We start from the raw sequence: 24704 nt of genomic DNA, 5'->3' as shown, positions 1-24704 counted from the left end.
CGCCGCCGCCGCACCCGGCTTATCAGGAGGTCGCGCGCCGCAGACCCCGGCCGGGCAAGGCCGCCGTGAGACGGCCACCGTGGAGCACCGGTTCCCCGGCGACGAACACGTCGTCGATGCCAGTGGCTACCCGCAGCGGATTCTCGTAGGTTGCCGCATCCGTGACCCGCTTCGGGTCGACGACAATGACATCCGCCAGCCACCCCTCCCGCAGTTGCCCGCGCCGACCGAGGCTGAACCGCTCGGCCGGCCGGGCCGCGAGCTGCACGGCAGCCGACTCCCAGCTCAGAAAGCCGTGCTCCCGCACGTACTCGCGCAGATAGCGGGCAAACGTTCCCCGGGCACGCGGATGCGGATGCGCTCCGACGAAAATTCCGTCGGAGCCGCCCAGGAGGCTGGTGCTTGCAATAATGCGGCCGAGCTCGGCCACCGAACGTTCGAAGCGCACCGCCATCACCGCATTCACCTCGAGGCGCGAGGCGATCAGCACGTCGAGAGCAAAATCGATGGCATCCTGCCCAGACTTTTCGGCTGCCGCAGCGAGAGTCAGTCCGTGGGCCCATCCGAAGTCCGGAGCTGCGATGTGGCCGAGTGTGATCATCTCGGGCCAGAGCGGACCGAGGCTGGGCTTCAGCGCGACCTGGGGAAACCAGTCAGTGCGCAGTGCCTCACGCCGGGTGGGAGACGACAACGCTTCGAGGATCTCGGCGGCGGGCCGCACCGAGAGTTCGGGCGGAAGGAGAGGCATGGCGAGCAGGGTGCATCCGCGTGTGTACGGGTACGCGTCGAAGCTCACGTCGTGGCCGGCCTCCTGCAACTCGGCGAGCAAAGGCAGCAGAGTGTCGGCCTCGGCATGAAAATGCGAGATATGTGCGGTCACCCCCGACTGCGCGCAGATCCGCGCGATTTCGTTCGTTCCCTCGGCCGAATTCGCCTCGTACCCTCCCCGCATATGACTCACGTAGACAGCACCGGCCTGCGCAACGGGCTCGGCCAATGCCGCAAGCTCGGCGGTGTCGGCGAAGATCCCGGGCACATAGTCGAGGCCGCTGGACAGACCGACCGCTCCGTGCTGCAAACCCGTGGCGACAAGCTGACGCATCCGTCGCAGCTGCTCGGCGGTGGCCGGGCTGGTGTCGCGTCCCATCACTTCATTCCGAACCGTGCCAGCCGGCACGAGGTACGCGAAGTTGAGGCGGGTCGTGTGATCGAATGTCGCAAGCAGATCCGCCACTGTGTCGCCCCGATAGCGGGGGTGCTCACCGTTGATCGCGGCGAAATACTCGCTCGCGTAGCGTCCGTCGCCCGGTGCGAATGAGACCCCGTCTTGGCCTCCGATCACCGTCGTGACGCCCTGGCGCAGCTGGGCGAGTTGCACGTCCTCATCAAAGAGCAGCGCGTCGGTGTGCGAGTGCGCATCGATGAAGCCCGGCATGAGCAGGCGACCGTTGACGTCGTGGTCGATGTCGCCGGGCTGGGCCGCAACCTCCCCGATCTGCTCGATCACGCTGCCACGGATGGCGAGGTCGGCGGCGCGCGGGCTTCCCCCGCCGCCGTCGACAACCAGGGCGTGACGCAGCACGCGCCGGGGTTCCGCAACAGAAGCAGCCATCGTTCCACGCCATTCTCTGGTCGAGCAGGAGCCAGCCCTGTGCGTGTTGCAACATATGCACGGGCGTTGCGCTATGTGCGCATATGCTCAATAGTAGGGGAGCATCCGACCACGCCCGCCGCTACAGCGCGAAGGTGACCCCCGTGATCTGCTCAGACTCGGTCCAGAGCCGCTCGGCGACCCGACGATCCGTCGACGTGCGGGTGGGAGTCTGCAACGCCGGCCGCCCTTTGACCACGAACCGCGGGCCGTAGTACTGACCGCCCGTGGCATCCGGGTCAACGGCGGCGCGCACGATCGCGAACGCGCCGCGATTCTTGCCCTGAGTGAACGGGGCTTGAAGGTTGTCGACGAAGCGTTTCATCAGCCCCGGCTCGTTCACCCCACGAATGCCCGGGGTGCGGCCCGAAATCGAATACCCCGGGTGCGCGACCACGCTGCGCACGCCGTCGCTCCCGCCGAGCCCGGCCGCGCGCAGGCGCCGGTCGAGCTCGAAGCCGAACACCTGCATCGCGATCTTGGACTGCGCGTAGGCCGTCGCAGAGTTGTAGCGAGTTTCAAGCTGCAGGTCGGTCAGTGCCGAATCCATCAGGCGCGTGATCAGTGAGCCCACGGGGATCACGCGGCTGCCCGGCGTGCGTTGCAGCACCGGGAGCGTCTGCGCTGCGAGAGCGAAGTGTCCGAGATAGTTGGTAGCGAGAACGAGCTCGTTGCCGTCGAGGCTCACTTCCCGGTCCTTCGGGGGGTGCACGATTCCGGCGTTCAGAATCAGCGCGTCGATGCGCGGCAGCTCGTTCAGCTCGGCGGCGGCGCGACGGACCGATTCGAGATCGGCGGTGTCAAGCGACAGGGTCGACACGACGGCGCCGGGCACCCGGCCGCGGATTGCTGTGGCGGCGGCATCCGCCTTGATCGGATTCCGGCAGGCGAGCACGACCTGCGCCCCCGCGCGGGCAAGTGTCTCACTCGTGAAGTAGCCGAGACCTGCGTTGGCCCCCGTGACGACGATCGTCTTGCCTGCCTGCGACGGCAGCACCGCCGGATCCCAGCTCATGCCGACGGACGCGTCGGTGAGGGCTTCGGCCGAGCCGCGCCGGCGGGAGTCGCCGGGGCTGGATTCGGATGCGCCGGATCAGAGTGCACGGGATTCGGATGTACGGGAGCCACAGCGGTGTGAGCAGGCAGCGCGACCGTGGCACGACGGTCGCCGGGAGTGGGCCCCGACGCAGGCGTAGGCGCAGCCGCAGCCGCAGGAGTCGCAGCCGCAAGCGCAGGTGCAGGTGCAGGTGCAGTCGCAGGCGTCGCAAGTTTCACGTGGTGGTGGATCACTTCGGCCACGACGAAGTTGAACCACTTTTCGGCAAACGCCGGATCGAGGTGCGCACCCTCGGCGAGCGCGCGCAACCGCTGAATCTGGCGCGCTTCGCGACCCGGATCAGAGGCCGGCAGACCATGCTCGGCCTTCAGCTTGCCCACTTTCTGCGTGCATTTGAACCGCTCGGCCAGCAAATGGATGAGTGCGGCGTCGATGTTGTCGATACTCTGACGAAACTCGTTCAGGTCATCGAGAACTGCCTGGGCGTCATCGGCGGGGATGTTCTCGTGTGCGGTCATAGTCTGACGATAATGCAGCGGCGGAATCACGGCTTCATCCACACAGCCGTTTCATGACACTCACCGACACCGTTCAGCCGGCTACAGCCTCTCGCCCACGGCATCCGTCGTTCGCGCACCGAACCGCCCCAGCGTCAACCGCTTCTGCGCGAGCAGAATTCCGACGAGCACGAACGCCGCCCCGACCGGCTCATGCCACGAGAAGGTCTCGGAGAGCACCAGCACCCCGAGCACCACACCCACGATCGGGGTGATATAGGTCACGGTCGACACACTCGTGGGCCCCCAGGCGCGCAGAACGTTGATGTTCCAGATGTAGACGACACCGGTCCCGAGGCAGCCGAGGGCGAGCAGACCGAACACGATGGGCAGACTGAGCGTGACGGGTTGCCCGGCAATCACCGGTGTGAGCAGAAGCATGATCGCGCCGGCCACGCCGATATTCAAGAAGGCGAAGGTGCTCCCCGCGATGGGTCTGCCGCTGAGGAATTTACGCGTATACCCAAAGGTGAAGCCATAGCTGGCGGATGCGGCCAGGCACGCGATTTGCCCCCAGAAGTCGCCCGTCACAGTGGCGTACTGCCAGGGCGCGATGATCACAACAACCCCGACGACACCGACGAACACCCCGAGGATCTGACCGCGACCGAGCTTCTCGACGCGAAACGCGAATGTCGCCAACACCGCGGTCATGATCGGCGTCACCGCGTTGTAGATGCTCGCGAGGCTCGACGACACGTATTGCTCGGCCCAGGCAAAGAGGAGGTACGGAATGACACACCCGGTGATCGCGATCACGAGAAAATGCAGCCAGACGATGGGCTCACGCGGCAGGACCGGTCCGCCGTTGACTCGTGGGCGAACGACGAGCACAACCACTCCGAGCGTCAGACCGCCGAGCACCAACCGCGACCACGCCACCTGCCCGAAACTCACCCCGTCGAGCGCAATCTTTATGAACAGAAAACTGGCGCCCCAGGTGAGTCCCATGCCGAGAAACTGCAGGGTGACGAGGGCCTTGCCAGTTCCGGGGGTTGCGCTCACTTATCGACAGTACCTCCCCGCGCAGACCTCCGAATCATCCCTGTGAACTCCAACCACTCGGACGTCCACGTTTACGCGAAGAAATCCTTCAACCGGTGTTGACGATGAAACGCAGCGCCGGACCACTTCCAGTGCGGTCGAAAGCGATGCGGGGGGTTATCAGCACCACCGTGTAGAGAGGGAACGGTTAAAGCAAGAAAGCCACCCCGAAGGGTGGCTTTCTCAAAATGGAGTCCGGCGGTGTCCTACTCTCCCACAGGGTCCCCCCTGCAGTACCATCGGCGCTGAGAGCCTTAGCTTCCGGGTTCGGAATGTGACCGGGCGTTTCCCTCTCGCTATGGCCACCGAAACAGCACATAGTTTTGTTATGCCCTAAGCATACGTGCAATTCAGCGGGCGGCTGACCATCGGCCGCCGGCCACGAGCCACTAGCCGAGTTGGACGGCACCCCAGGCCAGGACGCCGATCAGCGCCCAGGACAGAAAGGCGACCATCACGGCGCGCCACCCGGTGCGCACGAGCTCCCGAAGCCGCACGGCCGTGCCGAGGCCGAACAGCGCCATCGCCAACACAATCGTCTGTGCGATATCGAACAGCTCGGCGATAGGTTCGGGAATCGCGACACAGGTGCGCAGCAGCATGGCGGCGATGAAACCGACTACGAAGAGCGGGACGATCGGTGGCCGCTTGCCTGCGGTGACAGGCCCCTCGCGTCGACGTGTCGCAACCGAAGCGATGGCGACCATGGGCGCGAGCATGAGCACTCGGGTGAGTTTCACGACGATGGCGACGGCCAGTGCGGGCGGCCCGGCCATCTGGGCGATCGCGACGACTTGGCCGACATCATGAACACTGGCACCGACCCAGTGCCCGAACTGCAGTTCGGTAAAGCCGAGCGGATGCCACAGCAGCGGCAGCACCGCGATGGCCAGGGTTCCGCAGAGTGTCACGAGCGCGACGGGGATGGCTGTGTCTTCGTCTTTCGACTTCACCACTCCGCTCATCGCACCGATGGCCGATGCTCCGCAGATCGAGAAGCCGGTCGCGATCAGAAGCGGCTGCTGGCCCGGCAGCTTGAACAGGCGTCCCAGCCAGTATGTGCCAACGAAGGTGATCACCAATACCGCAATCACCGTGGCCACGGCAACCCAGCCCAGATGCGCAATGTCGATCAGGCTGAGCTTCAGTCCGAGCAGCACGATCCCGACGCGCATCAGGCGCTTCGCTGCGAGACCCAGTCCCGGCGCGAGCGGCCCCACAAGGGCAGGCCTCGCTACAGGGATCTGGGCCACGATCACGCCGAGCGCCACCGCAGCGGTGAGCAGCGGCACAGCAGGAACGAGAAGATGAATGCCCCACGCGGCCAACGTCGCCAGACCCGCGGCGGTCACTCCCGGCAGCCAGCGCACGGTGCGCGGACGGCGGCGCGTCAGCTGCCCGGCGGACACGGTGGCTGAGGATACGGTGGCTGAGGATACGGTGGCTGAGGATACGGTGGCTGAGGATACGGTGGCGGGTGGATCCTGAGTGGGAGAGATTTTCTTCACACTTCTACTTTCATCGCCACGGCACAGCGACAGTAGAGGGCATATCCTTGTCTGGTCACAACCTGACGTTGTGGATGGAGGATCATGCTCGGCTCACGTGTTCCCGGCCTGTCCGATCTTCAGATGCTCGTCGCGCTCGGCGACCTCGGCAGCCTGACCCAGGTGGGTCAGCGGCTCGGAATCTCCCAGCAGGCAGTGTCGGCGCGCATGCGTGCCATCGAGGTCACCGTGGGTGCCACCCTCGTGCGGCGCTCGGCTCGCGGCTCCACCCTCACGCCAACCGGCCTGATCGTCGCCAACTGGGCCGGCGACGTGATCGCTGCCGCGGAACGCCTCGAGGCCGGCATCGAGTCCCTGCGGTCCGCGGCAACACTCCAGCTCCCTGTGGCCGCGAGCCTGACAATCGCCGAGTACCTTTTGCCGCGCTGGCTGCTCGCGTTGCGCAGGCAGCAGACGCTTGCGGGCGACACCACTACCCAGATCGGCCAAACGGTCACGAACAGCGAGAAGGTGATCGCGCTTGTGCGTGACGGCAGCGTGCCACTCGGGTTCATCGAGACGCCCGAGATCCCCGCCGACATCCGCTCGACCCCGGTTGGCTGGGATACGCTGCACGTCGCGGTGGCACCTGGCCACCCCTGGGCCAGACGACGGACTCCACTCTCCGCGAGGGAGTTGGCCCGAACACCGCTGGTCACGCGCGAGGAGGGCTCGGGCACGCGCACCGCGTTAGAGCAGTTGCTCCGCTCATCGCCGGATGGAATCGACGAGCTTGCCAGCCCGCTCATCGAGCTGGCTGGTACGGCCGCGGTGCGCTCCGCGATTGCCTCCGGACTCGCGCCGGGCGTGCTGAGTCATTTGGCCATCGCGGATGATCTCGCTCTCGGCCGTCTCGTCGCCGTCACTGTGACGGGCGTGACGCTGCGCCGGCGGCTCTCGGCGATCTGGCTGAGCGGTCCTCACCCGGCCGAACAGGCCGCCCAGGATCTGATCGCGGTGGCCCGGCGCCAGACGTGACCTCGTCGGCTGTTGCGCCGGTCGAGACTCGGCGAGCCGCCCCGAGACACGGTCACGAGATCTCGACAGGCTCGATCAACGGTGGGATCGATCAACGACGACCCCTTTCCGTTGGTCGAGCTCGTCGAGACCCGGCGAGCCATCCCCAAGACACGGTCACGCGATCTCGACAGGCTCGATCAACGGTGGGATCGATCAACGACGACCCCTTTCCGTTGGTCGAGCTTGTCGAGACCCGGCGAGCCACCCCCGAGACGCACTCACGTGATCTCGACACGCTCGATCAACGGTTGCGCTGGTCGACGCCCCTTCCGCTGGTCGAGCTCGTCGAGACCCGGCGAGCCGCCCCCGAGACACGGTCACGAGATCTCGACAGGCTCGATCAACGGTTGCGCTGGTCGACGCCCCTTCCGCTGGTCGAGCTCGTCGAGACCCGGCGAGCCACCCCGAGACACGGTCACGAGATCTCGACACGCTCGATCAACGGTTGCGCTGGTCGACGCCCATTCCGTTGGTCGAGCTCGTCGAGACCCGGCGAGCCATCCCCGAGACACGGTCACGAGATCTCGACAGGCTCGATCAACGGTTGCGCTGGTCGACGCCCCTTCCGTTGGTCGAGCTTGTCGAGACCCGGCGAGCCATCCCCAAGACACGGTCACGAGATCTCGACACGCTCGATCAACGGTTGCGCTGGTCAACGCCCATTCCGCTGGTCGTGCTCCTCGAGACCCGGCGAGCCACCCCCGAGACGCACTCACGAGATCTCGACAAGCTCGATCAACGGTGGGATCGATCAACGGTGGGATCGATCAACGACCCCTTTCCGTTGGTCGAGCTTGTCGAGACCCGGCGAGCCACCCCGAGACGCACTCACGAGATCTCGACAGGCTCGATCAACGGTTGCGCTGGTCGACGCCCCTTCCGTTGGTCGAGCTTGTCGAGACCCGGCGAGCCATCCCCAAGACACGGTCACGAGATCTCGACACGCTCGATCAACGGTTGCGCTGGTCAACGCCCATTCCGCTGGTCGAGCTTGTCGAGACCCGGCGAGCCGCCCCCGAGACGCCCTCACCTGATCTCGACACGCTCGATCAACGGTTGCGCTGGTCGACGCCCCTTCCGTTGGTCGAGCGTGTCGAGACCCGGCGAGCCATCCCCGAGACGCAGTCACGAGATCTCGACACGCTCGATCAACGGTTTGGGTCGATCGACGACCCCTTTCCGCTGGTCGAGCTTGTCGAGACCCGGCGAGCCGCCCCGAGACACGGTCACGCGATCTCGACAGGCTCGATCAACGGTTGCGCTGGTCGACGCCCCTTCCGTTGGTCGAGCTTGTCGAGACCCGGCGAGCCATCCCCGAGACACGGTCACGAGATCTCGACACGCTCGATCAACGTGGGCTCGATCAACGTGGGCTCGATCAACGTGGGCTCGATCAACGGTGGGTCGATCGGTGGGCGGGGTCGATCGGCGGGCGGCGCGTTAACGCAAGAAAGCCACCCCCGAAGGGATGGCTTTCTTGTGTGTTTCTAAGTTAAGTCCGGCGGTGTCCTACTCTCCCACAGGGTCCCCCCTGCAGTACCATCGGCGCTGAGAGCCTTAGCTTCCGGGTTCGGAATGTGACCGGGCGTTTCCCTCTCGCTATAGCCGCCGAAACATCTTGTGATGAACCACCAGGGTGGTCGTCAAGTTGTTTCAACATCTTGCGTGTACCGACTCGAAAGACGGCACTATTCAATTGTTGTTTGCCTATGAAGGCGGTTGTTCTCGACCGTACATCGAGAACCACATAGTGGACGCATAGCAGCTTATTCAAACTGAGTGTTATCAAATTATCGGCTTATTAGTACCGGTCAGCTCCATGAGTCTTTAGTCCTCACTTCCACATCCGGCCTATCAACGCAGTAGTCTAGCTGCGAGCCTCTCCCCCTAAGGGATGGAAATCTCATCTCGAAGCCGGCTTCCCGCTTAGATGCTTTCAGCGGTTATCCGTTCCGAACGTAGCTAATCAGCGGTGCTCCTGGCGGAACAACTGACACACCAGAGGTTCGTCCATCCCGGTCCTCTCGTACTAGGGATAGATCTTCTCAAATTTCCTGCGCGCGCAGCGGATAGGGACCGAACTGTCTCACGACGTTCTAAACCCAGCTCGCGTACCGCTTTAATGGGCGAACAGCCCAACCCTTGGGACCTACTCCAGCCCCAGGATGCGACGAGCCGACATCGAGGTGCCAAACCATGCCGTCGATATGGACTCTTGGGCAAGATCAGCCTGTTATCCCCGAGGTACCTTTTATCCGTTGAGCGACAGCGCTTCCACAAGCCACTGCCGGATCACTAGTCCCGACTTTCGTCCCTGCTCGACTTGTCAGTCTCACAGTCAAGCTCCCTTGTGCACTTACACTCGACACCTGATTGCCAACCAGGTTGAGGGAACCTTTGGGCGCCTCCGTTACTTTTTAGGAGGCAACCGCCCCAGTTAAACTACCCACCAGGCACTGTCCCTGAACCGGATCACGGTTCGAAGTTAGATATCCAATATGACCAGAGTGGTATTTCAACGATGACTCCACCTGAACTAGCGTCCAAGCTTCAAAGTCTCCCACCTATCCTACACAAGCCACACCGAACACCAATACCAAGCTGTAGTAAAGGTCACGGGGTCTTTCCGTCCTGCTGCGCGTAACGAGCATCTTTACTCGTAATGCAATTTCGCCGAGTTCGCGGTTGAGACAGCTGGGAAGTCGTTACGCCATTCGTGCAGGTCGGAACTTACCCGACAAGGAATTTCGCTACCTTAGGATGGTTATAGTTACCACCGCCGTTTACTGGGGCTTAAATTCTCAGCTTCGCCTTACGGCTAACCGTTCCTCTTAACCTTCCAGCACCGGGCAGGCGTCAGTCCGTATACATCGTCTTGCGACTTGGCACGGACCTGTGTTTTTAGTAAACAGTCGCTTCCCACTGGTCTCTGCGGCCTTCAAACGCTTCGGAAGTAAATTCCTACACGCCTCAGGCCCCCCTTCTCCCGAAGTTACGGGGGCATTTTGCCGAGTTCCTTAACCACGATTCTCTCGATCTCCTTAGTATTCTCTACCTGATCACCTGAGTCGGTTTGGGGTACGGGTGACTAAAACCTCGCGTCGATGCTTTTCTTGGCAGCATAGGATCACTGATTTCGCCCATACGGGCTACCCATCGGGTCTCAACCTTATATGAGAGACGGATTTGCCTATCTCTCGGCCTACATCCTTAGACCGGGACAACCATCGCCCGGCTCAGCTACCTTCCTGCGTCACACCTGTTAATACGCTAACCGCACCAGCATAGGGTCGTGTGCTAGGCCCAACGCCTCACCCCGAAGGGATCAGTCAGTGGGATTCAGACACTTAGCATCACTGGATTAGTTTGGGCGGTTTTTCGCCAGTACGGGAATATCAACCCGTTGTCCATCGACTACGCCTGTCGGCCTCGCCTTAGGTCCCGACTTACCCAGGGCGGATTAACCTGGCCCTGGAACCCTTGATCTTTCGGAGGACGGGTTTCTCACCCGTCTTTCGCTACTCATGCCTGCATTCTCACTCGTGTAGCCTCCACGGCTGGTTTACACCGCCGCTTCGCTGGCCACACGACGCTCTCCTACCCATCAACACGGCTGAACCAACACCACAAGGGTGCGGCTTACCAAAAATATCAATGCCACAACTTCGGTGGCGTGCTTGAGCCCCGTTACATTGTCGGCGCGGAATCACTTGACCAGTGAGCTATTACGCACTCTTTCAAGGGTGGCTGCTTCTAAGCCAACCTCCTGGTTGTCTGTGCAACTCCACATCCTTTCCCACTTAGCACGCGCTTTGGGACCTTAGTTGGTGGTCTGGGTTGTTTCCCTCTCGACGATGAAGCTTATCCCCCACCGTCTCACTGCTGCGCTCTCACTTACCGGCATTCGGAGTTTGGCTAACGTCAGTAACCTTTTAGGGCCCATCGGCTATCCAGTAGCTCTACCTCCGGCAAGAAACACGCAACGCTGCACCTAAATGCATTTCGGAGAGAACCAGCTATCACGAAGTTTGATTGGCCTTTCACCCCTATCCACAGCTCATCCCCTCCATTTTCAACTGAAGTGGGTTCGGTCCTCCACGACGTCTTACCGTCGCTTCAACCTGGCCATGGATAGATCACTTCGCTTCGGGTCTAGGACATGCGACTGAATCGCCCTATTCAGACTCGCTTTCGCTACGCATTCCCCTCTCGGGTTAAGCTCGCCACATATCACTAACTCGCAGGCTCATTCTTCAAAAGGCACGCTGTCACCAGAATCAGACTGGCTCCAACGGTTTGTAAGCAAACGGTTTCAGGTACTATTTCACTCCCCTCCCGGGGTACTTTTCACCTTTCCCTCACGGTACTTGTTCACTATCGGTCATGTAGGAGTATTTAGGCTTATCAGGTGGTCCTGACAGATTCACACGGGATTTCTCGGGCCCCGTGCTACTTGGGATACTCTTCGCGCCATTGCTGCATTTCGACTACGGGGTTCGCACCCTCTATGACCAGGCTTTCAATCCTGTTCGTCTATACAACGTTGTAACGCTCACTGTTCGGCAGAATCAGCAGAAAAGTCCCGCAACCCCGACCATGCAACGCCTGCCGGCTATCACACATGATCGGTTTAGCCTCATCCGGTTTCGCTCGCCACTACTAACGGAATCACTGTTGTTTTCTCTTCCTGTGGGTACTGAGATGTTTCACTTCCCCACGTTCCCTCTACCCGCCCTATATATTCAGGCGGGAGTCACCAGGTCACCTTACGGGCCTGGCGGGGTTTCCCCATTCGGAAATCCTCGGATCAAAGTTCGTTTATCAACTCCCCGAGGCTTATCGCAGATTACTACGTCCTTCTTCGGCTCTACATGCCAAGGCATTCACCGTTTGCTCTTAAAAATTTGAAATCACATGAGTTTGAATCGATTAAGTATCACGAATAAATTCGCGATCGAAATTGACCAATGATCTATGCACACTCACCCCAAAGGGCTCATGTGCTTTTGATCTTTGTAATCTATGCCCGAAGGCACAAATTTAAGATGCTCGCGTCCACTGTGTAGTTCTCAAAGTACGGGCGGTATCCCCTCCCATCCGCGGCTGCAAAACAGCTCGACTGCGAATGAAAAAAGATCCAGAGGAAAGGTTCATCAGCCCAAAGGCTCATGTTCCGGTCCCTCAGGACCCAACAGCGTGCGTCATACAAACCCTCAAAAACCAAACCTTTCCAACCCCGCAAGGGAGCGTACTGAGTTCAACTTCATCCTGTTTGCATCAATGTCAATGTTCCACCCATGAGCGCCATCCAACCCGAACAGGTTGGTATGACTGTCAGCTGTTATCTCCCTGTATACAGAGGAGAGCTGAACGTGCTCCTTAGAAAGGAGGTGATCCAGCCGCACCTTCCGGTACGGCTACCTTGTTACGACTTAGTCCTAATCACCGATCCCACCTTCGACAGCTCCTCCCCTTGCGGGTTAGGCCACTGGCTTCGGGTGTTACCGACTTTCATGACTTGACGGGCGGTGTGTACAAGGCCCGGGAACGTATTCACCGCAGCGTTGCTGATCTGCGATTACTAGCGACTCCGACTTCATGAGGTCGAGTTGCAGACCTCAATCCGAACTGAGACCGGCTTTTTGGGATTCGCTCCACCTTACGGTATTGCAGCCCTTTGTACCGGCCATTGTAGCATGCGTGAAGCCCAAGACATAAGGGGCATGATGATTTGACGTCATCCCCACCTTCCTCCGAGTTGACCCCGGCAGTATCCCATGAGTTCCCACCATTACGTGCTGGCAACATAGGACGAGGGTTGCGCTCGTTGCGGGACTTAACCCAACATCTCACGACACGAGCTGACGACAACCATGCACCACCTGTTTACGAGTGTCCAAAGAGTTGACCATTTCTGGCCCGTTCTCGTATATGTCAAGCCTTGGTAAGGTTCTTCGCGTTGCATCGAATTAATCCGCATGCTCCGCCGCTTGTGCGGGCCCCCGTCAATTCCTTTGAGTTTTAGCCTTGCGGCCGTACTCCCCAGGCGGGGAACTTAATGCGTTAGCTGCGTCACGGAGACCGTGGAATGGCCCCCACAACTAGTTCCCAACGTTTACGGCATGGACTACCAGGGTATCTAATCCTGTTCGCTCCCCATGCTTTCGCTCCTCAGCGTCAGTTACGGCCCAGAGATCTGCCTTCGCCATCGGTGTTCCTCCTGATATCTGCGCATTCCACCGCTACACCAGGAATTCCAATCTCCCCTACCGCACTCTAGTCTGCCCGTACCCACTGCAGGCCCGAGGTTGAGCCTCGGGTTTTCACAGCAGACGCGACAAACCGCCTACGAGCTCTTTACGCCCAATAATTCCGGACAACGCTTGCACCCTACGTATTACCGCGGCTGCTGGCACGTAGTTAGCCGGTGCTTTTTCTGCAGGTACCGTCACTTTCGCTTCTTCCCTACTAAAAGAGGTTTACAACCCGAAGGCCGTCGTCCCTCACGCGGCGTTGCTGCATCAGGCTTTCGCCCATTGTGCAATATTCCCCACTGCTGCCTCCCGTAGGAGTCTGGGCCGTGTCTCAGTCCCAGTGTGGCCGGTCACCCTCTCAGGCCGGCTACCCGTCGTCGCCTTGGTGAGCTATTACCTCACCAACAAGCTGATAGGCCGCGAGTCCATCCTTGACCGAAATTCTTTCCACCCCCTGGAGATGCCTCCGAGGGTCGTATCCGGTATTAGACGTCGTTTCCAACGCTTATCCCAGAGTCAAGGGCAGGTTACTCACGTGTTACTCACCCGTTCGCCACTGATCCAAAGAGCAAGCTCTTCTTCACCGTTCGACTTGCATGTGTTAAGCACGCCGCCAGCGTTCGTCCTGAGCCAGGATCAAACTCTCCGTAAATGTTTGATTGCCAAGCCACCGAAGCGACCGGCACATCTAGTGTGTTCCACCACCGGAATAGGCGGGAAGAACACAAGTTTGAAACTGACAGAACAAATCATTACTGACTTGCTTTGTTGTTATAAATGTTTTCCAAAGGAATCTCCTACGCGGTACCCCCTAGAAAGGGACCCTACGTACGAGGTTTTTGGCATTTGACATTGTGCACGCTGTTGAGTTCTCAAGGATCGGACGCACCCAACTTCAGGCCACTGAAACAGTGACTTTCGCTCTGGGGCAACGATGCTAAAACAATTTCGCCCCACCTCCCGAAGAAGATGAAACTCATCAAACAAAGAATGAACGAACAAGTCCGTTTTGTTTTGCTTGGGATTGGTCCCGCTTGAGGCCGGCGAGCGTTTCGCTTTCCGAACCTGTGGGGTGACAAGAGAAAACAATACGCGGATCCACACACCCCCGCAAACCAGCCCGCCACCCGGGCGTGTCGGAATCCGACCCCTAAAGGGCTCCCCCTTTCCCCCCGCGGCGAAAGGGCGGAACGGGCCGACTCGGACCTTGACACCGGCCAACGACCTCGATACATTCAGCGGGTTGTTGATCATGTGATCAACAGATGATCTGAAGAACGTTGGAGACCCCATGCCGAGCCAGCTCGCCCCCGACTTCGAGGTTGCCGAGGCGAGCATCGCCGAGCTTCGGACCGCACTCGAAACGGGACGGGTCACCAGCGTCGGGCTGGTCACCGCCTCTCTCGCTCGAATCGCTGCCTTCGATCGGAACGGTCCGCGACTGAACGCGGTCGTCGTCTCCAATCCCAGCGCGCTCGACGACGCCCGCGCATCCGACGAGCGCCGCGCACGCGCTGCGACTCGTGGCCCTCTCGATGGCATTCCGTACACCGCGAAAGACAGCTACTTGGTTGCCGGCTTGACTGCGGCGGCCGGTTCACCGGCGTTCGAACACCTCGTCGCGCAATGGGATGCCTTCACCATTGGGCGGTTGCGCAACGCCGGTGCCGTGCTGATCGGGCTGACGAACATGCCGCCGATGGCAAATGGCGGCATGCAACGTGGTGTCTATGGGCGTGCCGAGAGCCCGTACAACGGGGACTATCTGACGGCCGCGTTCGGGTCAGGGTCGTCGAACGGTTCGGGTAGCGCGACCGCGGCGAGCTTCGGTGCGTTCGGGCTGGGTGAAGAGACGTGGTCGAGCGGGCGAGCCCCCGCCTCGAACAACTCGCTCTGCGCTTACACCCCCTCGCGGGGTGTGATTTCGACACGCGGTAACTGGCCACTCGTTCCGACGATGGATGTCGTCGTGCCACACACCCGCACCATGGCAGACCTGTTCGAGGTGCTCGAGGTGATCGTCGCGGATGATCCAGAAACCCGCGGCGACTTCTGGCGAGCCCAACCCTGGGTCAGCCTGCCCGCGGCATCCGCTGTGCGCCCGACCCACTACAGCGATCTGGCCCAGGCGGAGGCGCCTTCCCCCTTGGCCGGCAAACGATTCGGCCTGCCGCGCATGTATGTGAATGCCGACCCGGATGCCGGCACGTCGACGCGGCCGAGCCTGGGCGGTCCGCTCGGGCAGCGCATTGACACGCGCGCGTCGGTCATCGAGCTCTGGGATGCGGCGCGCGGCGCACTTGAAACCGCCGGGGCAGAGATTGTTCTGGTCGACTTTCCCGCCGTTTCGAACTATGAGGGAGATCGCGCCGGCGCTCCCACCATCACCACACGTGGGCTGGTCGGCCCGGATTTCCTGAAACGTGAGATCGTCGATCTCTCAGCCTGGGCCTGGGACGATTTCCTGCGGGCGAACGGCGATCCGACTCTGGATCGCCTCGCGGACGTGGATGGCGCGTCAATCTTTCCGCAGCCCGACGGCGCACTTCCCGACCGTTACGACGGGTTCGAGGACGACATTTCGGATTACCCGGGGCAGGTCAGAGAGCACCCGGTCGAGCACTTCACGCAGATTCCGCATCTGGAGTCCGGCATCCGTGGGCTGGAGGAGACGCGACGCATCGACCTCGAGGAGTGGATGGATGACCTCGGGCTTGACGCCGTAGTCTTTCCCGCTGCTGCGGACGTCGGTCGGTCCGACATGGACGTGAACGAGGCCTCAGCCGATCTGGGCTGGCGCAATGGTGTCTGGGTGTCGAACGGGAACCTTGCGATCCGGCACCTCGGCATTCCAACCGTGACGGTGCCGATGGGTGCGATGGCCGACATCGGGATGCCCGTGGGCCTCACGTTCGCGGGCCGCGCCTACGACGACACTGCGCTGCTCCAGATCGCCGCGGCGTTCGAGGCGACCGGCGATCGTCGGGTAGCGCCGCCGCGCACTCCGCCGCTCTCGCGGTAGAAGACCGAAGCCTACCCACCCGGGTCTCGACGCTCTCGACCAGCGGGACTTCGTTGATCGAGCGCGTCGAGAGCCCCCGGGGGGTTTAGTCGATCAGGTCGTGACGCACCACGATCGCCTCGCGGTCGGGGCCGACACCGATGGCCGAGATGCGTGCTCCGCTCATTGCCTCGAGAGCGAGCACGTATTCCTGCGCGGTCTTCGGCAGGTCGTCGAAGTTACGCACGCCGGTGATGTCCTCGGTCCAGCCCGGAAACTCCTGAAGGATCGGAACAGCGTGGTGGAAGTCGGACTGGTTGACCGGGACCTCGTCAAAACGAACGCCGTCGACGTCATAGGCGACACAGACCGGGATGGTCTCGAGACCGGTGAGCACGTCGAGCTTGGTGAGCACGAAGTCGGTGACGCCGTTGATACGCGCCGTGTAGCGCGCGATCGGGGCGTCATACCAACCACAGCGGCGCGGACGTCCGGTGGTGGTGCCGAATTCGAAGCCGTTGGCGCGCAAGAACTCACCCGAGTCGTCGAACAACTCGGTCGGGAACGGGCCGGCGCCGACACGGGTCGTGTAGGCCTTGACCACGGCGATGACGCGATCGATGCGGTTCGGAGCGATGCCGGAACCGGTCACCGCGCCGCCCGACGTGGCGTTCGACGACGTGACGAACGGGTAGGTGCCGTGGTCGACATCCAGCATCGTCGCCTGGCCACCCTCGAACAGCACGGTCTTGCCGGCGTTGAGAGCCTGGTGCAGGGTGAGGGCTGTGTCGTCGACCATGGGGCGCAGGCGCTCGGTGTAGCTGAGCAGGTCAGTGACGATCTCGTCGACGGTGATCGCCCGGCGGTTGTACATCTTGACGAGCATGTTGTTCTTCTGCTCGAGCGCGCCCTCCACCTTCTGGCGCAGAATGTTCTCGTCGAACAGGTCTTGAATACGGATGCCGACGCGATTGATCTTGTCGGCGTAGGTCGGGCCGATGCCGCGACCCGTTGTGCCGATCTGACGCTTGCCCAGGAAGCGTTCGGTGACTTTGTCGAGGGTGCGGTGGTACTGGGTGATCACATGCGCGTTCGCACTGATCTTGAGCTTGGAGACGTCGACGCCGCGCGAGCTGAGTGCATCGAGTTCTTCAAAGAGCACCTCGGGGTCGATCACGACGCCGTTGGAGATGACCGGGGTGACGCCCGGGCTCAGAATGCCGGACGGCAGGAGGTGCAGCGCGTACTTCTCAGTTCCGACGACCACGGTGTGGCCGGCATTGTTTCCGCCGTTGAATTTGACGACATAGTCGACTCGGCTTCCGAGCAGGTCGGTCGCCTTCCCCTTGCCCTCGTCGCCCCACTGGGCGCCGATCAGTACGATCGCTGGCATGTTATTCCTCTCCTCGGATGGTGATCACCTGAGTCGTCGTGTGTTCTGACTCGATCCGGCCGATGGCCGTCGCGTCGGAATCGTTCAAAAATGTGGTCAGCCGTGTGACTTCGTCGGTCTCGCCGATCTCTCCTGCGGCTCGGCGCAGTGCATAGAGCGCACGCAGAACGCCCTGATTGGGCTCGTGGCTCCAGGGGATGCGTCCGTGTCCGCGCCACCCGGCCTTGCGCAGGGCATCGAGACCGCGGTGGTAGCCGACGCGGGCAAATGCGTAGGACTCGATCGTTCGGCCGTCTGCGTGCGCGATGTCGGCCAGTTCGGCCCAGGCCAACGATGAGGTGGGGTGCGCTGCCGCAACGACGGCGATCTCGGCCCTTGCGGTTCGACTGAGCGCCGCGAGCACCTCCGGTTCTGTGGGGAGGAGGATCTCGGGCTGGTCGAGCAAATTGTCGCCGGGCACACCCCATGGTATCGCAGGGGCTCGTCCGTGCGGTGCCGTGCCGCAGGGCGCAGCCCATCGAAGCGCGTGATGGTGAGTCAGGCCCGCGCGATCAGGCCACGTGCGTAGTTGGCCCGATTCTGCAATTCATAGAGCTGGCCCATGCGGTTGAGCTGAACCGGCTCAGCCGCTTGATACGTGAAGGTTCCGTTTGACACCGTGATCTGCATAAAGCCTGTCGTGCGCGTCTCTTTCACCAGCAGAAAGAGCAGGCCCAGCAGGAAGACGAAGAATCCGATGACTGCCAACGCGATGGCCCAGCCCGGAGTGTACTTTTCTTCGCGCGTCAGATCGGCGACGAAGACCTGGGTGCCCGCCAGCGGCATTGTTCCGTGCGGCGTCACCAGCCAGTGTTCAGTCATCTGAATATCACCAAATGTGACGAGGATCGGCTCCGGCTGCGCAGCGACGGACTCAGGTGTGCTCACGTACGGTGCCCCCTTCGGTTCCGCGACTGCGGAATCGTTCCAGACTACCGACCTCCTGTGCCCGGATTCGGAGAATCGAGCGACACCCCGGGCGAGATCGCCCGACACGCCGCAGACGTCGCCATTCTCCGAATCGCGGGACAGGCTAGGAGCCTGCAGGGCGCAGCTGACCACCGAGGGCTTGGAGGATCGTCGCCGCCACCTCATCCTTCGTGCGCTCCGGCTCGAAGACCAGCCATTCCAGCCCGCCCATCAGCACGGCACCGAAGACACTCGAGGCCATCAAGTCATGCGTGCCACGCGCGGCCGAATCCGGTGCCGACTCGGCGATGGCCGCCGCGAACTCAGCCAAGGCGTCGTGCCGCAGGGCGAACAGCGTCTTCTGCCAGGCTCGGTCTGTGCGGAAGATCTCTGACGCCATCAGCTTCGCCAGCGCCGAATTCTCCTGAATGCGGCCCAGGAGCGTGTCGACGAGCGCCTCAAGCGCTGCCCATCCGTGCAGACCGGACCGGGCCTCGCGCAGAACCTCCGCGAGGGCACCGACCCCCTGCTCCAGCAACTCTTCGAAGAGCTGATCTTTGTTGGTGAAGTTGTAGTACAGACTGCCCTTGGCGACCCCGGCGAGTTCGGCAACCTCGTCCATGGTGGTGCCGGTGATGCCCTTCGTGGCTGCAAGTTGCAGGGCCGCGTCGAGAATCGCCTTTTTGGTTCCGGTCACCCGTGGCATGCCGCACCTCTTCTAATCGAACGTATGAATCGTCTAGATCGTCAGCTCAGGGTGCAGACGCTTGATCGTCCACATCCGCTGCTTGCCTGCACTCCACGCGCTGATCGCGAGTGAGCCGATGAGAAGGGCCGCCAGCGATGCCACCGAAACCCACAGCCTATAGTCGATGCCACCCGTGATGAGTTCGCGCAGGCCCGTGACGACCCATGAGGCCGGCATGAACGGATGCAGCGCCTGGAAGAACTCCGGCGTCGTCTCAACCGGGTACGTTCCGCCCGACGAGGTCAGCATCATCATCAGCAGCACCAGGCTGACCACGCGGCCCGCGGCCGAGCCGAGCAGCACGATGAACATCTGCTGCACCGCCAGGAACGCGAGGGCGGCGAGATACATGAATGCGCTCATCCCCAGCCAATAGGTCGGTTCCAGCCCAATTCCATAGACCAGCACCAGCACCATGATGACGACCTGACCGAGGCCGATCGCCATGGCGGGCAGGAAACCGGTCATGATCGTCCGGATGCCGCTGGCCGACGTTGCGAGTGCCCGCGTCGGCAGGGCCCGCAGGATCAGCCAGGTGATGAGTGCTCCGACGAAGGTTGCCAGGGCGATGAAGAAGGGCGCGAAGCCCTCACCGAAACCGGCCGATTCGTTGTCCCAGGTCTGGTCAAGCGAGACCGGGTCGGCGATCACGACCGACTTCTGGCTGATCAGCCCGTCGGAGTCATTCGGGATCTTCTCGGCGCCGTCAGTGAGTGCCGTGGCAAGAGTGTGGCTGCCGTCGACGAGTTGCCCCGCGCCGCTCTCCAGCTTGCTGCCGCCGTCGAGCAATGCCTGGGATCCATCGGCGAGGGTCTGCGTGCCGGCGGAAAGATCGGAGGCGCCAGCTGAGAGTGCCGCGGCCCCGGAATGAGCGCTCGACAGGCCGCCGGCGATCTGGCCGGCCCCCGCAGAGAGCTGTGCGGAGCCGTTGGCGAGCGCGGATGCCGCCCCCGAGACCTGCCCTGCGCCCGCATTGGCATCCGCCGCCCCGGCGGCGACCTTCCCTGCGCCGACCTGCAACTCGCCGAGGGCGGGCAGGAAAGCTGCGGCGGGGGTGCCAGCGGGGGCCGCATTGATCGCGGCAATGAGCTTCGTCACGCTGTCAGAAACAGTGCTGGTGCCGGTCGCGACCGCGCCGGTGCCGGCCGCGAGGCCTGTCGCTCCGGCGGCGAGCTGCCCCGCGCCCGTGGCCAGCTCACCCGATTTGTCCGACAGTGTTGCAGCGCCGCTCGAGAGCGTCGCCAAGCCGTCGGTGAGGGTGGTGGCACCCGCATCCAGCTTCCCGGCTCCGCTGTTCAGCGTGGCGGTGCCGTCGGCGAGCGAGGCCAGCCCGACGACTAGGTCGCCTGCTCCGGCCTTGGCCGTGTCGAGGCCGTTGGCGAGCTGGGTGGCGCCGTCTGCAGCATCCCGGATGCCGGCGCCCGCGTCGTGCAGACCCACCAGCAGTGTGTTCACCGTCTGCTCGCCCACGTTCACGGCGACGGCCTCCCGCACCTGTGCCATGGCCGATTTACCGAGCGTCGAGGCCAGGAAGCTGTTGCTGTCGTTGTAGTTCACCTGCAAGACGGCGGACTGGGGCAGGTCGGTGCCGGCCGAGATCGCGCTGGCGGAGAAGTTCGCCGGAATGGTCAGAGAGAAGTAGTACTCGCCGTTCGAGACACCCGCTGCGGCATCCGCGGCATCCGTTTGATGCCAGTCGAGATCTTTGCCGTCGACGAGCTTGTCGACGACATCGTTGCCCGCGAGGAGGCGCTCGCCGTCGTTCACCGCGCCGGTGTCTTCATTCACGAGGGCGACAGGCAGGTTCCTCAGCTCATCGGTCGGCGCCCAGAAGGCCCAGAGGTAGAGAGCCCCATAGATGAGGGGGATGAAGAGGAGCACCGCGACGGCGATCTTGGGCAGAGCGCCCTTGCGAAACCGGCGGAGTTCGGTGCCGGATGACAGAAATGCAAACATTCTCAGTTGTCCTCGGTGAGTGAAATAACGGTCGGTTGGCTCGAAAGCCCGGTCCAGAGTTGCGGTTCCGGCTCGGTCGCGGCCACGACCACGGCGGTGCCGGTCTCGGCGAGCGCGCCCAGGCGCTCCCAGAGAATCCGTCGTGATCGAGGCTCATGTACCTGTTCGATCTGGTCGACGAAAAGAACGCTGGGGTTCGACATCTGCGCGAGCGTCACGCGCAGCAACATGCTCTGCAGCTCGTTTAGATCCCAGATCGTCGTGTTCACGGCCGGAATCGGCACGTCCCCGAAGATCGGCTGGGCCAACTCAGCGAACGAGCTGTTGCTCGGACGCTTCACGATCGACCACCAGGGAGCGAGCCAGGCGCGGCGCTCGCGCACGGCGGCCCCGACGGAGACCGAGACTTCGAGGTCATCGATGTCGTCGAAGCCCGCGATCGAAGTTTTTTTCTGCACCGAGCGCGCCTGCCGCGGGAGGGCATAGCCGAGCACTTCGGCCGTTCCGCTGCTCGGGCGCATGCGCCCGGCCAGGGTGAGCAGCGCGCTCGTGCGACCACTGCCCGACGGCCCGCAGAGCACGGTGACTCCTTCGCCGATTTCGAGGTTGACCGGCCCATAAACGCGGCCGCGCTTGGCGGTCAAGGCCAGGGCATCCGCCCAGATAGTCGACTGCACGTCGATTCCTTCTCTCTCTCGCAGCACATGGTAATTTGTACTGACTAGTCAGTTTAGTTGATCAAACCCGAAAGTCAACGCGAGGGCGCCCTGTTCGCCCCCCAACACGCGCATCTACACTGAATGCACCACACTGAGGAGGGCTCATGATTGTGACTCTGACCGAGGTGAGTAAGGGCCGACACGGCTCGGCCTTGCCCCCGATCTCAGCCGAATTCCGAAGCGGGCGGGCCAGCCTCGCGGTGGTCGAGACCGAGCAGCGGCCCAGCGTGCTTGGCCTTATTGCGTCGGGCCGGATGCGGCCGGATGCCGGCACCGTCGCCATCGACGGCGCTGTCGATCCGCGGACCCTCCGCCAGAGGGTCGCCCTGGTCGATGCCCCCGAGGTGAATGATCCCTCGTCCGGCGTCACCGTCTTCGGCATCGTCGCCGAGGAACTCATGTTCGCCGGCCGCCCATCCAGCCCCCTCGCCACAAAAAGGGCTCTGAGCGAACTCGAGGTCGAGAAGTGGAGCAGGTGGACGATCGGCACGGTGCCGGCGATCGTGCGCATCCGTCTGCTCACCGAACTCGCCGTCATGCGTGACGAGGTCGAAGGAGTCGTGCTCACCGCACCGGACCGTCATGGTGGGGACCCGGCCGAGTGGTGGAACCGGGCAAACGAACTGGCGGCACGTGGCTACGCGATGCTCGTGATCGCGGGAGTCGCATCGGCCACTGCGCTCGGGAGTGCAGCGGACGCTCCTGAGGAGTCGGCTGCCGATCAAACGGAGGCGGACTCATGAAGATCCCGGCCATGATCGCGGCCGAGCTCCGTCGGCTGACGCGCTCACCGATGGCGCTCATCGCACTGCTCGCCCTTGGAATCGTGCCCTTGCTCTACGGCGGCTTCTACCTGTGGGCGAACCAGGACCCTTACGCGAAACTCAATGCCATTCCTGTCGCGCTCGTCGTGAGCGACACCGGTTACTCCTCGAACGGGAAGCACACGAACTACGGCGATGAGGTCGCCACGCAATTGCTCGCGGACGGTACCTTCAACTGGCACCGGGTGTCGGCCGCGGCCGCCGCACACGGACTCAACGACCAAAAATTCGACTTCAGCGTCACACTGCCCGCCGACTTCTCTGAGGCCATCGTGTCGTCGTCGACACCTCGCCCTCAACAGGCCACGGTCATTCTCACCACGAACGACGCGAACAGCTACCTCGGAACGACGATCGGCGAACAAGCTGTCAAGAAGATCCAGGCACAGATCGTAGCGCAGGTGAACGAGCAAGCCGCCGGGCAATTTCTCGTGGGACTTTCGACAATTCGGACCAGTCTGGTGAGTGCGACAGATGGCGCCCAGAACCTCCTCGACGGCGCAACCGCCGCTGCCGACGGGGCCGCCCAGCTGGCGACCGGCACTGCCTCGTTGGCCGCGGGCACGGTGAGCCTGCGCGATGGCCTGGGCGCTGTGGCGACGGCCACCTCCGCGCTTCCGGCGCAGAGCGCAGCTCTCGCCGATGGAGCCTCGCAGGTCGCCGCTGGCAACCAGCAACTCGCCGGAATCGGCGATCGCGTGGGCACGGTGTCGGCCGACGTCGTGAATCAGCTGCAACCGACGCGCGACCAGATCGAGCAACAACTCGAGTCCTCTGCCGTGCTCAGCCCGGCCCAGATCGACGCGGTGCTCGCCACGCTCGATCGGCTCGGTGCGGCGGTGCGCAGTGGCAACGATCACGTTCAGCATGCCGTCGGAACGATCGACGCGCTCGCTGAGGGGTCGGCTCAGGTCGCCAGTGGCGCGCAGCGGCTCGCGGATGCGACTCCCGCCTTGGTCGCGGGGATTCAGGCCGCGACATCCGGCTCGAGCAGTCTCGCCGAGGGCGCAGCCCAGGCCAGTGCCGGAGCCGCGCAGCTCTCGAGCGGGTTGCCCGATCTCGTCACCGGTCTGACCACCCTGCACGGTGCACTGCACAGCGGCTACCAGAGCATCCCCGAGACGACGGAGGCTGAGCGCACCGCCCAGGCCAAGAACATTGCCAACCCGGTGGCGGTACAGGAATCCGCCGTCGCACGGGCGGGAACCTACGGCGCCGGGTTGGCGCCATTCTTCGTTGCATTGGCCGCCTGGATCGGAATCTATGCGCTCTTCCTGATCGTCAAACCCGTCTCCCGCCGCGCGATCACCGCGCTGCACTCGCCGATTAAAATCACGTTCGCCGGCTGGCTCACCCCGGCCCTGATCGGGGCGCTACAAATGGTGGGCCTCTACGTGATCGTGGCCGTCGTGCTCGGTTTCAAGGTCGAGAACCCGCTCGGAACCTACGGACTCATGGCGCTCTCATCGATCACGTTCGCCGCGATGATCCTGGCCCTCAATATCTGGCTCGGCAGCGTCGGCCAGTTCGTCGGCCTGGTGCTGATGGTCGTGCAACTGGTCACGGCGGGCGGCACGTTCCCCTGGCAGACCTTGCCCGCGCCGCTCGCATTCGTGCACCATCTGTTGCCGATGTCATATTCCGTCGACGGATTGCGGCAACTCATGTATGGCGGCAATCTCGCGGAGGCGATGAGCGATGTGTGGGTGCTCATCGCCTGGCTTGCCTGCGCGGTCGCCATCGCGGCGCTCGGCGTGGTGCGAATGACGCATTTCCGCACGCTGCGTGACTTAGAACCGAGCCTGATCGGGTGAAGCGGGCCCGAGGAGAAACGATGAGAGTCTCCGCCGACTCGTTGTTCTCCGGCATATCGTCAGGAGACTCTGGGTCGACGGTCGCATTGTTGACAACCTTCGGGTAAGCAGTAGCCTCGACCCTGGCGCTCACGATGAGCGTCGGGGCCGCGGCTCCGGGCGCCGGCGTGC

The 24704-nt window shown here is 62.7% G+C and carries 14 protein-coding genes, 4 rRNA genes and 1 pseudogene; 4 read left to right on the top strand and 15 right to left on the bottom strand.

Annotated features, from left to right (window positions below; translation table 11 throughout):
- Positions 1 to 22: 22 nt before the first annotated feature.
- The 6 genes and pseudogenes from HNR05_RS15160 to HNR05_RS15135 form a co-directional block, all read right to left on the bottom strand.
- Positions 23 to 1612, bottom strand: coding sequence for an N-acyl-D-amino-acid deacylase family protein (locus HNR05_RS15160; RefSeq protein ID WP_179579899.1), 1590 nt, complete (start codon positions 1610 to 1612; stop codon positions 23 to 25).
- Positions 1613 to 1733: 121 nt separating this feature from the next.
- Entirely contained in the window at positions 1734 to 2666 is a 933-nt protein-coding gene (locus HNR05_RS15155; RefSeq protein WP_179579898.1) for an SDR family NAD(P)-dependent oxidoreductase, read from the bottom strand.
- Positions 2667 to 2914: 248 nt separating this feature from the next.
- Positions 2915 to 3226 (bottom strand): annotated as a pseudogene (locus HNR05_RS17660) (chorismate mutase); the annotation flags it as partial.
- Positions 3227 to 3307: 81 nt separating this feature from the next.
- The gene (locus HNR05_RS15145; RefSeq protein ID WP_343062622.1) at positions 3308 to 4270 is read right to left on the bottom strand and encodes a DMT family transporter; all 963 of its coding nucleotides are present in this window, start codon (positions 4268 to 4270) and stop codon (positions 3308 to 3310) included.
- Between the two features lie 232 nt (positions 4271 to 4502).
- A 5S ribosomal RNA gene (gene rrf, locus HNR05_RS15140) occupies positions 4503 to 4619 on the bottom strand.
- A gap of 79 nt (positions 4620 to 4698) precedes the next feature.
- Positions 4699 to 5718: a YeiH family protein gene (locus tag HNR05_RS15135; RefSeq protein WP_343062621.1), complete on the bottom strand. Its 1020-nt coding sequence runs from the start codon at positions 5716 to 5718 to the stop codon at positions 4699 to 4701.
- Positions 5719 to 5901: 183 nt separating this feature from the next.
- Between HNR05_RS15135 and HNR05_RS15130 the strand changes: the two genes are divergently transcribed.
- Complete coding sequence (locus HNR05_RS15130; RefSeq protein WP_179579896.1) at positions 5902 to 6834, top strand: LysR family transcriptional regulator; 933 nt, start codon at positions 5902 to 5904, stop codon at positions 6832 to 6834.
- A gap of 1538 nt (positions 6835 to 8372) precedes the next feature.
- Here HNR05_RS15130 and rrf (HNR05_RS15125) read toward each other — a convergent pair.
- From rrf (HNR05_RS15125) to HNR05_RS15115, 3 genes are all read right to left on the bottom strand, one after another.
- A 5S ribosomal RNA gene (gene rrf, locus HNR05_RS15125) occupies positions 8373 to 8489 on the bottom strand.
- Positions 8490 to 8657: 168 nt separating this feature from the next.
- Positions 8658 to 11786, bottom strand: a 23S ribosomal RNA gene (locus HNR05_RS15120).
- A gap of 473 nt (positions 11787 to 12259) precedes the next feature.
- Positions 12260 to 13782, bottom strand: a 16S ribosomal RNA gene (locus HNR05_RS15115).
- Together the 16S, 23S and 5S rRNA genes form the textbook arrangement of a ribosomal RNA operon.
- A gap of 639 nt (positions 13783 to 14421) precedes the next feature.
- On the opposite strand from HNR05_RS15115, the gene HNR05_RS15110 reads away from it, so the two are divergent.
- Complete coding sequence (locus tag HNR05_RS15110) at positions 14422 to 16152, top strand: amidase (protein ID WP_179579895.1); 1731 nt, start codon at positions 14422 to 14424, stop codon at positions 16150 to 16152.
- A gap of 85 nt (positions 16153 to 16237) precedes the next feature.
- On the opposite strand, the gene HNR05_RS15105 is transcribed toward HNR05_RS15110, so the two are convergent.
- The 6 genes from HNR05_RS15105 to HNR05_RS15080 form a co-directional block, all read right to left on the bottom strand.
- A complete protein-coding gene (locus HNR05_RS15105) occupies positions 16238 to 17524 on the bottom strand; it encodes an adenylosuccinate synthase (RefSeq protein ID WP_179579894.1) in 1287 nt (428 codons plus the stop codon).
- Position 17525: 1 nt separating this feature from the next.
- A complete protein-coding gene (locus tag HNR05_RS15100; protein ID WP_179579893.1) occupies positions 17526 to 17984 on the bottom strand; it encodes a DUF3151 family protein in 459 nt (152 codons plus the stop codon).
- A 77-nt stretch (positions 17985 to 18061) separates the two neighbouring features.
- Positions 18062 to 18451 carry a hypothetical protein gene (locus HNR05_RS15095; protein ID WP_179579892.1) on the bottom strand — a complete coding sequence of 130 codons (390 nt, stop codon included), beginning with the start codon at positions 18449 to 18451 and terminating at the stop codon, positions 18062 to 18064.
- Positions 18452 to 18596: 145 nt separating this feature from the next.
- Positions 18597 to 19178, bottom strand: coding sequence for a TetR/AcrR family transcriptional regulator (locus HNR05_RS15090; protein ID WP_179579891.1), 582 nt, complete (start codon positions 19176 to 19178; stop codon positions 18597 to 18599).
- A gap of 33 nt (positions 19179 to 19211) precedes the next feature.
- Entirely contained in the window at positions 19212 to 21176 is a 1965-nt protein-coding gene (locus HNR05_RS15085; RefSeq protein ID WP_179579890.1) for a YhgE/Pip family protein, read from the bottom strand.
- A 2-nt stretch (positions 21177 to 21178) separates the two neighbouring features.
- Positions 21179 to 21853 (bottom strand): ATP-binding cassette domain-containing protein, encoded by a 675-nt coding sequence (locus HNR05_RS15080; RefSeq protein ID WP_179579889.1) that lies wholly within the window; start codon positions 21851 to 21853, stop codon positions 21179 to 21181.
- Between the two features lie 146 nt (positions 21854 to 21999).
- On the opposite strand from HNR05_RS15080, the gene HNR05_RS15075 reads away from it, so the two are divergent.
- Both HNR05_RS15075 and HNR05_RS15070 read left to right on the top strand, forming a co-directional pair.
- Positions 22000 to 22638: a hypothetical protein gene (locus HNR05_RS15075; RefSeq protein WP_179579888.1), complete on the top strand. Its 639-nt coding sequence runs from the start codon at positions 22000 to 22002 to the stop codon at positions 22636 to 22638.
- A complete protein-coding gene (locus HNR05_RS15070; protein ID WP_179579887.1) occupies positions 22635 to 24533 on the top strand; it encodes a YhgE/Pip family protein in 1899 nt (632 codons plus the stop codon). The genes HNR05_RS15075 and HNR05_RS15070 overlap by 4 nt, the downstream gene beginning before the upstream one ends.
- The last annotated feature ends 171 nt before the right edge of the window (positions 24534 to 24704 follow it).

The organism is Leifsonia psychrotolerans (assembly GCF_013410665.1).
Lineage (GTDB): Bacteria > Actinomycetota > Actinomycetes > Actinomycetales > Microbacteriaceae > Cryobacterium > Cryobacterium psychrotolerans_A.
This window is presented reverse-complemented; position numbering and strand designations above follow the sequence as displayed.

Excerpts from the sequence above, each read along its gene's own strand:
- HNR05_RS15160 (WP_179579899.1), bottom strand. The coding sequence starts at position 1,612 with ATGGCTGCTTCTGTTGCGGAACCCCGGCGCGTGCTGCGTCACGCCCTG.
- HNR05_RS15155 (WP_179579898.1), bottom strand. The coding sequence starts at position 2,666 with ATGAGCTGGGATCCGGCGGTGCTGCCGTCGCAGGCAGGCAAGACGATC.
- HNR05_RS15130 (WP_179579896.1), top strand. The coding sequence starts at position 5,902 with ATGCTCGGCTCACGTGTTCCCGGCCTGTCCGATCTTCAGATGCTCGTC.
- HNR05_RS15110 (WP_179579895.1), top strand. The coding sequence starts at position 14,422 with ATGCCGAGCCAGCTCGCCCCCGACTTCGAGGTTGCCGAGGCGAGCATC.
- HNR05_RS15105 (WP_179579894.1), bottom strand. The coding sequence starts at position 17,524 with ATGCCAGCGATCGTACTGATCGGCGCCCAGTGGGGCGACGAGGGCAAG.
- HNR05_RS15090 (WP_179579891.1), bottom strand. The coding sequence starts at position 19,178 with ATGCCACGGGTGACCGGAACCAAAAAGGCGATTCTCGACGCGGCCCTG.
- HNR05_RS15085 (WP_179579890.1), bottom strand. The coding sequence starts at position 21,176 with ATGTTTGCATTTCTGTCATCCGGCACCGAACTCCGCCGGTTTCGCAAG.
- HNR05_RS15075 (WP_179579888.1), top strand. The coding sequence starts at position 22,000 with ATGATTGTGACTCTGACCGAGGTGAGTAAGGGCCGACACGGCTCGGCC.
- HNR05_RS15070 (WP_179579887.1), top strand. The coding sequence starts at position 22,635 with ATGAAGATCCCGGCCATGATCGCGGCCGAGCTCCGTCGGCTGACGCGC.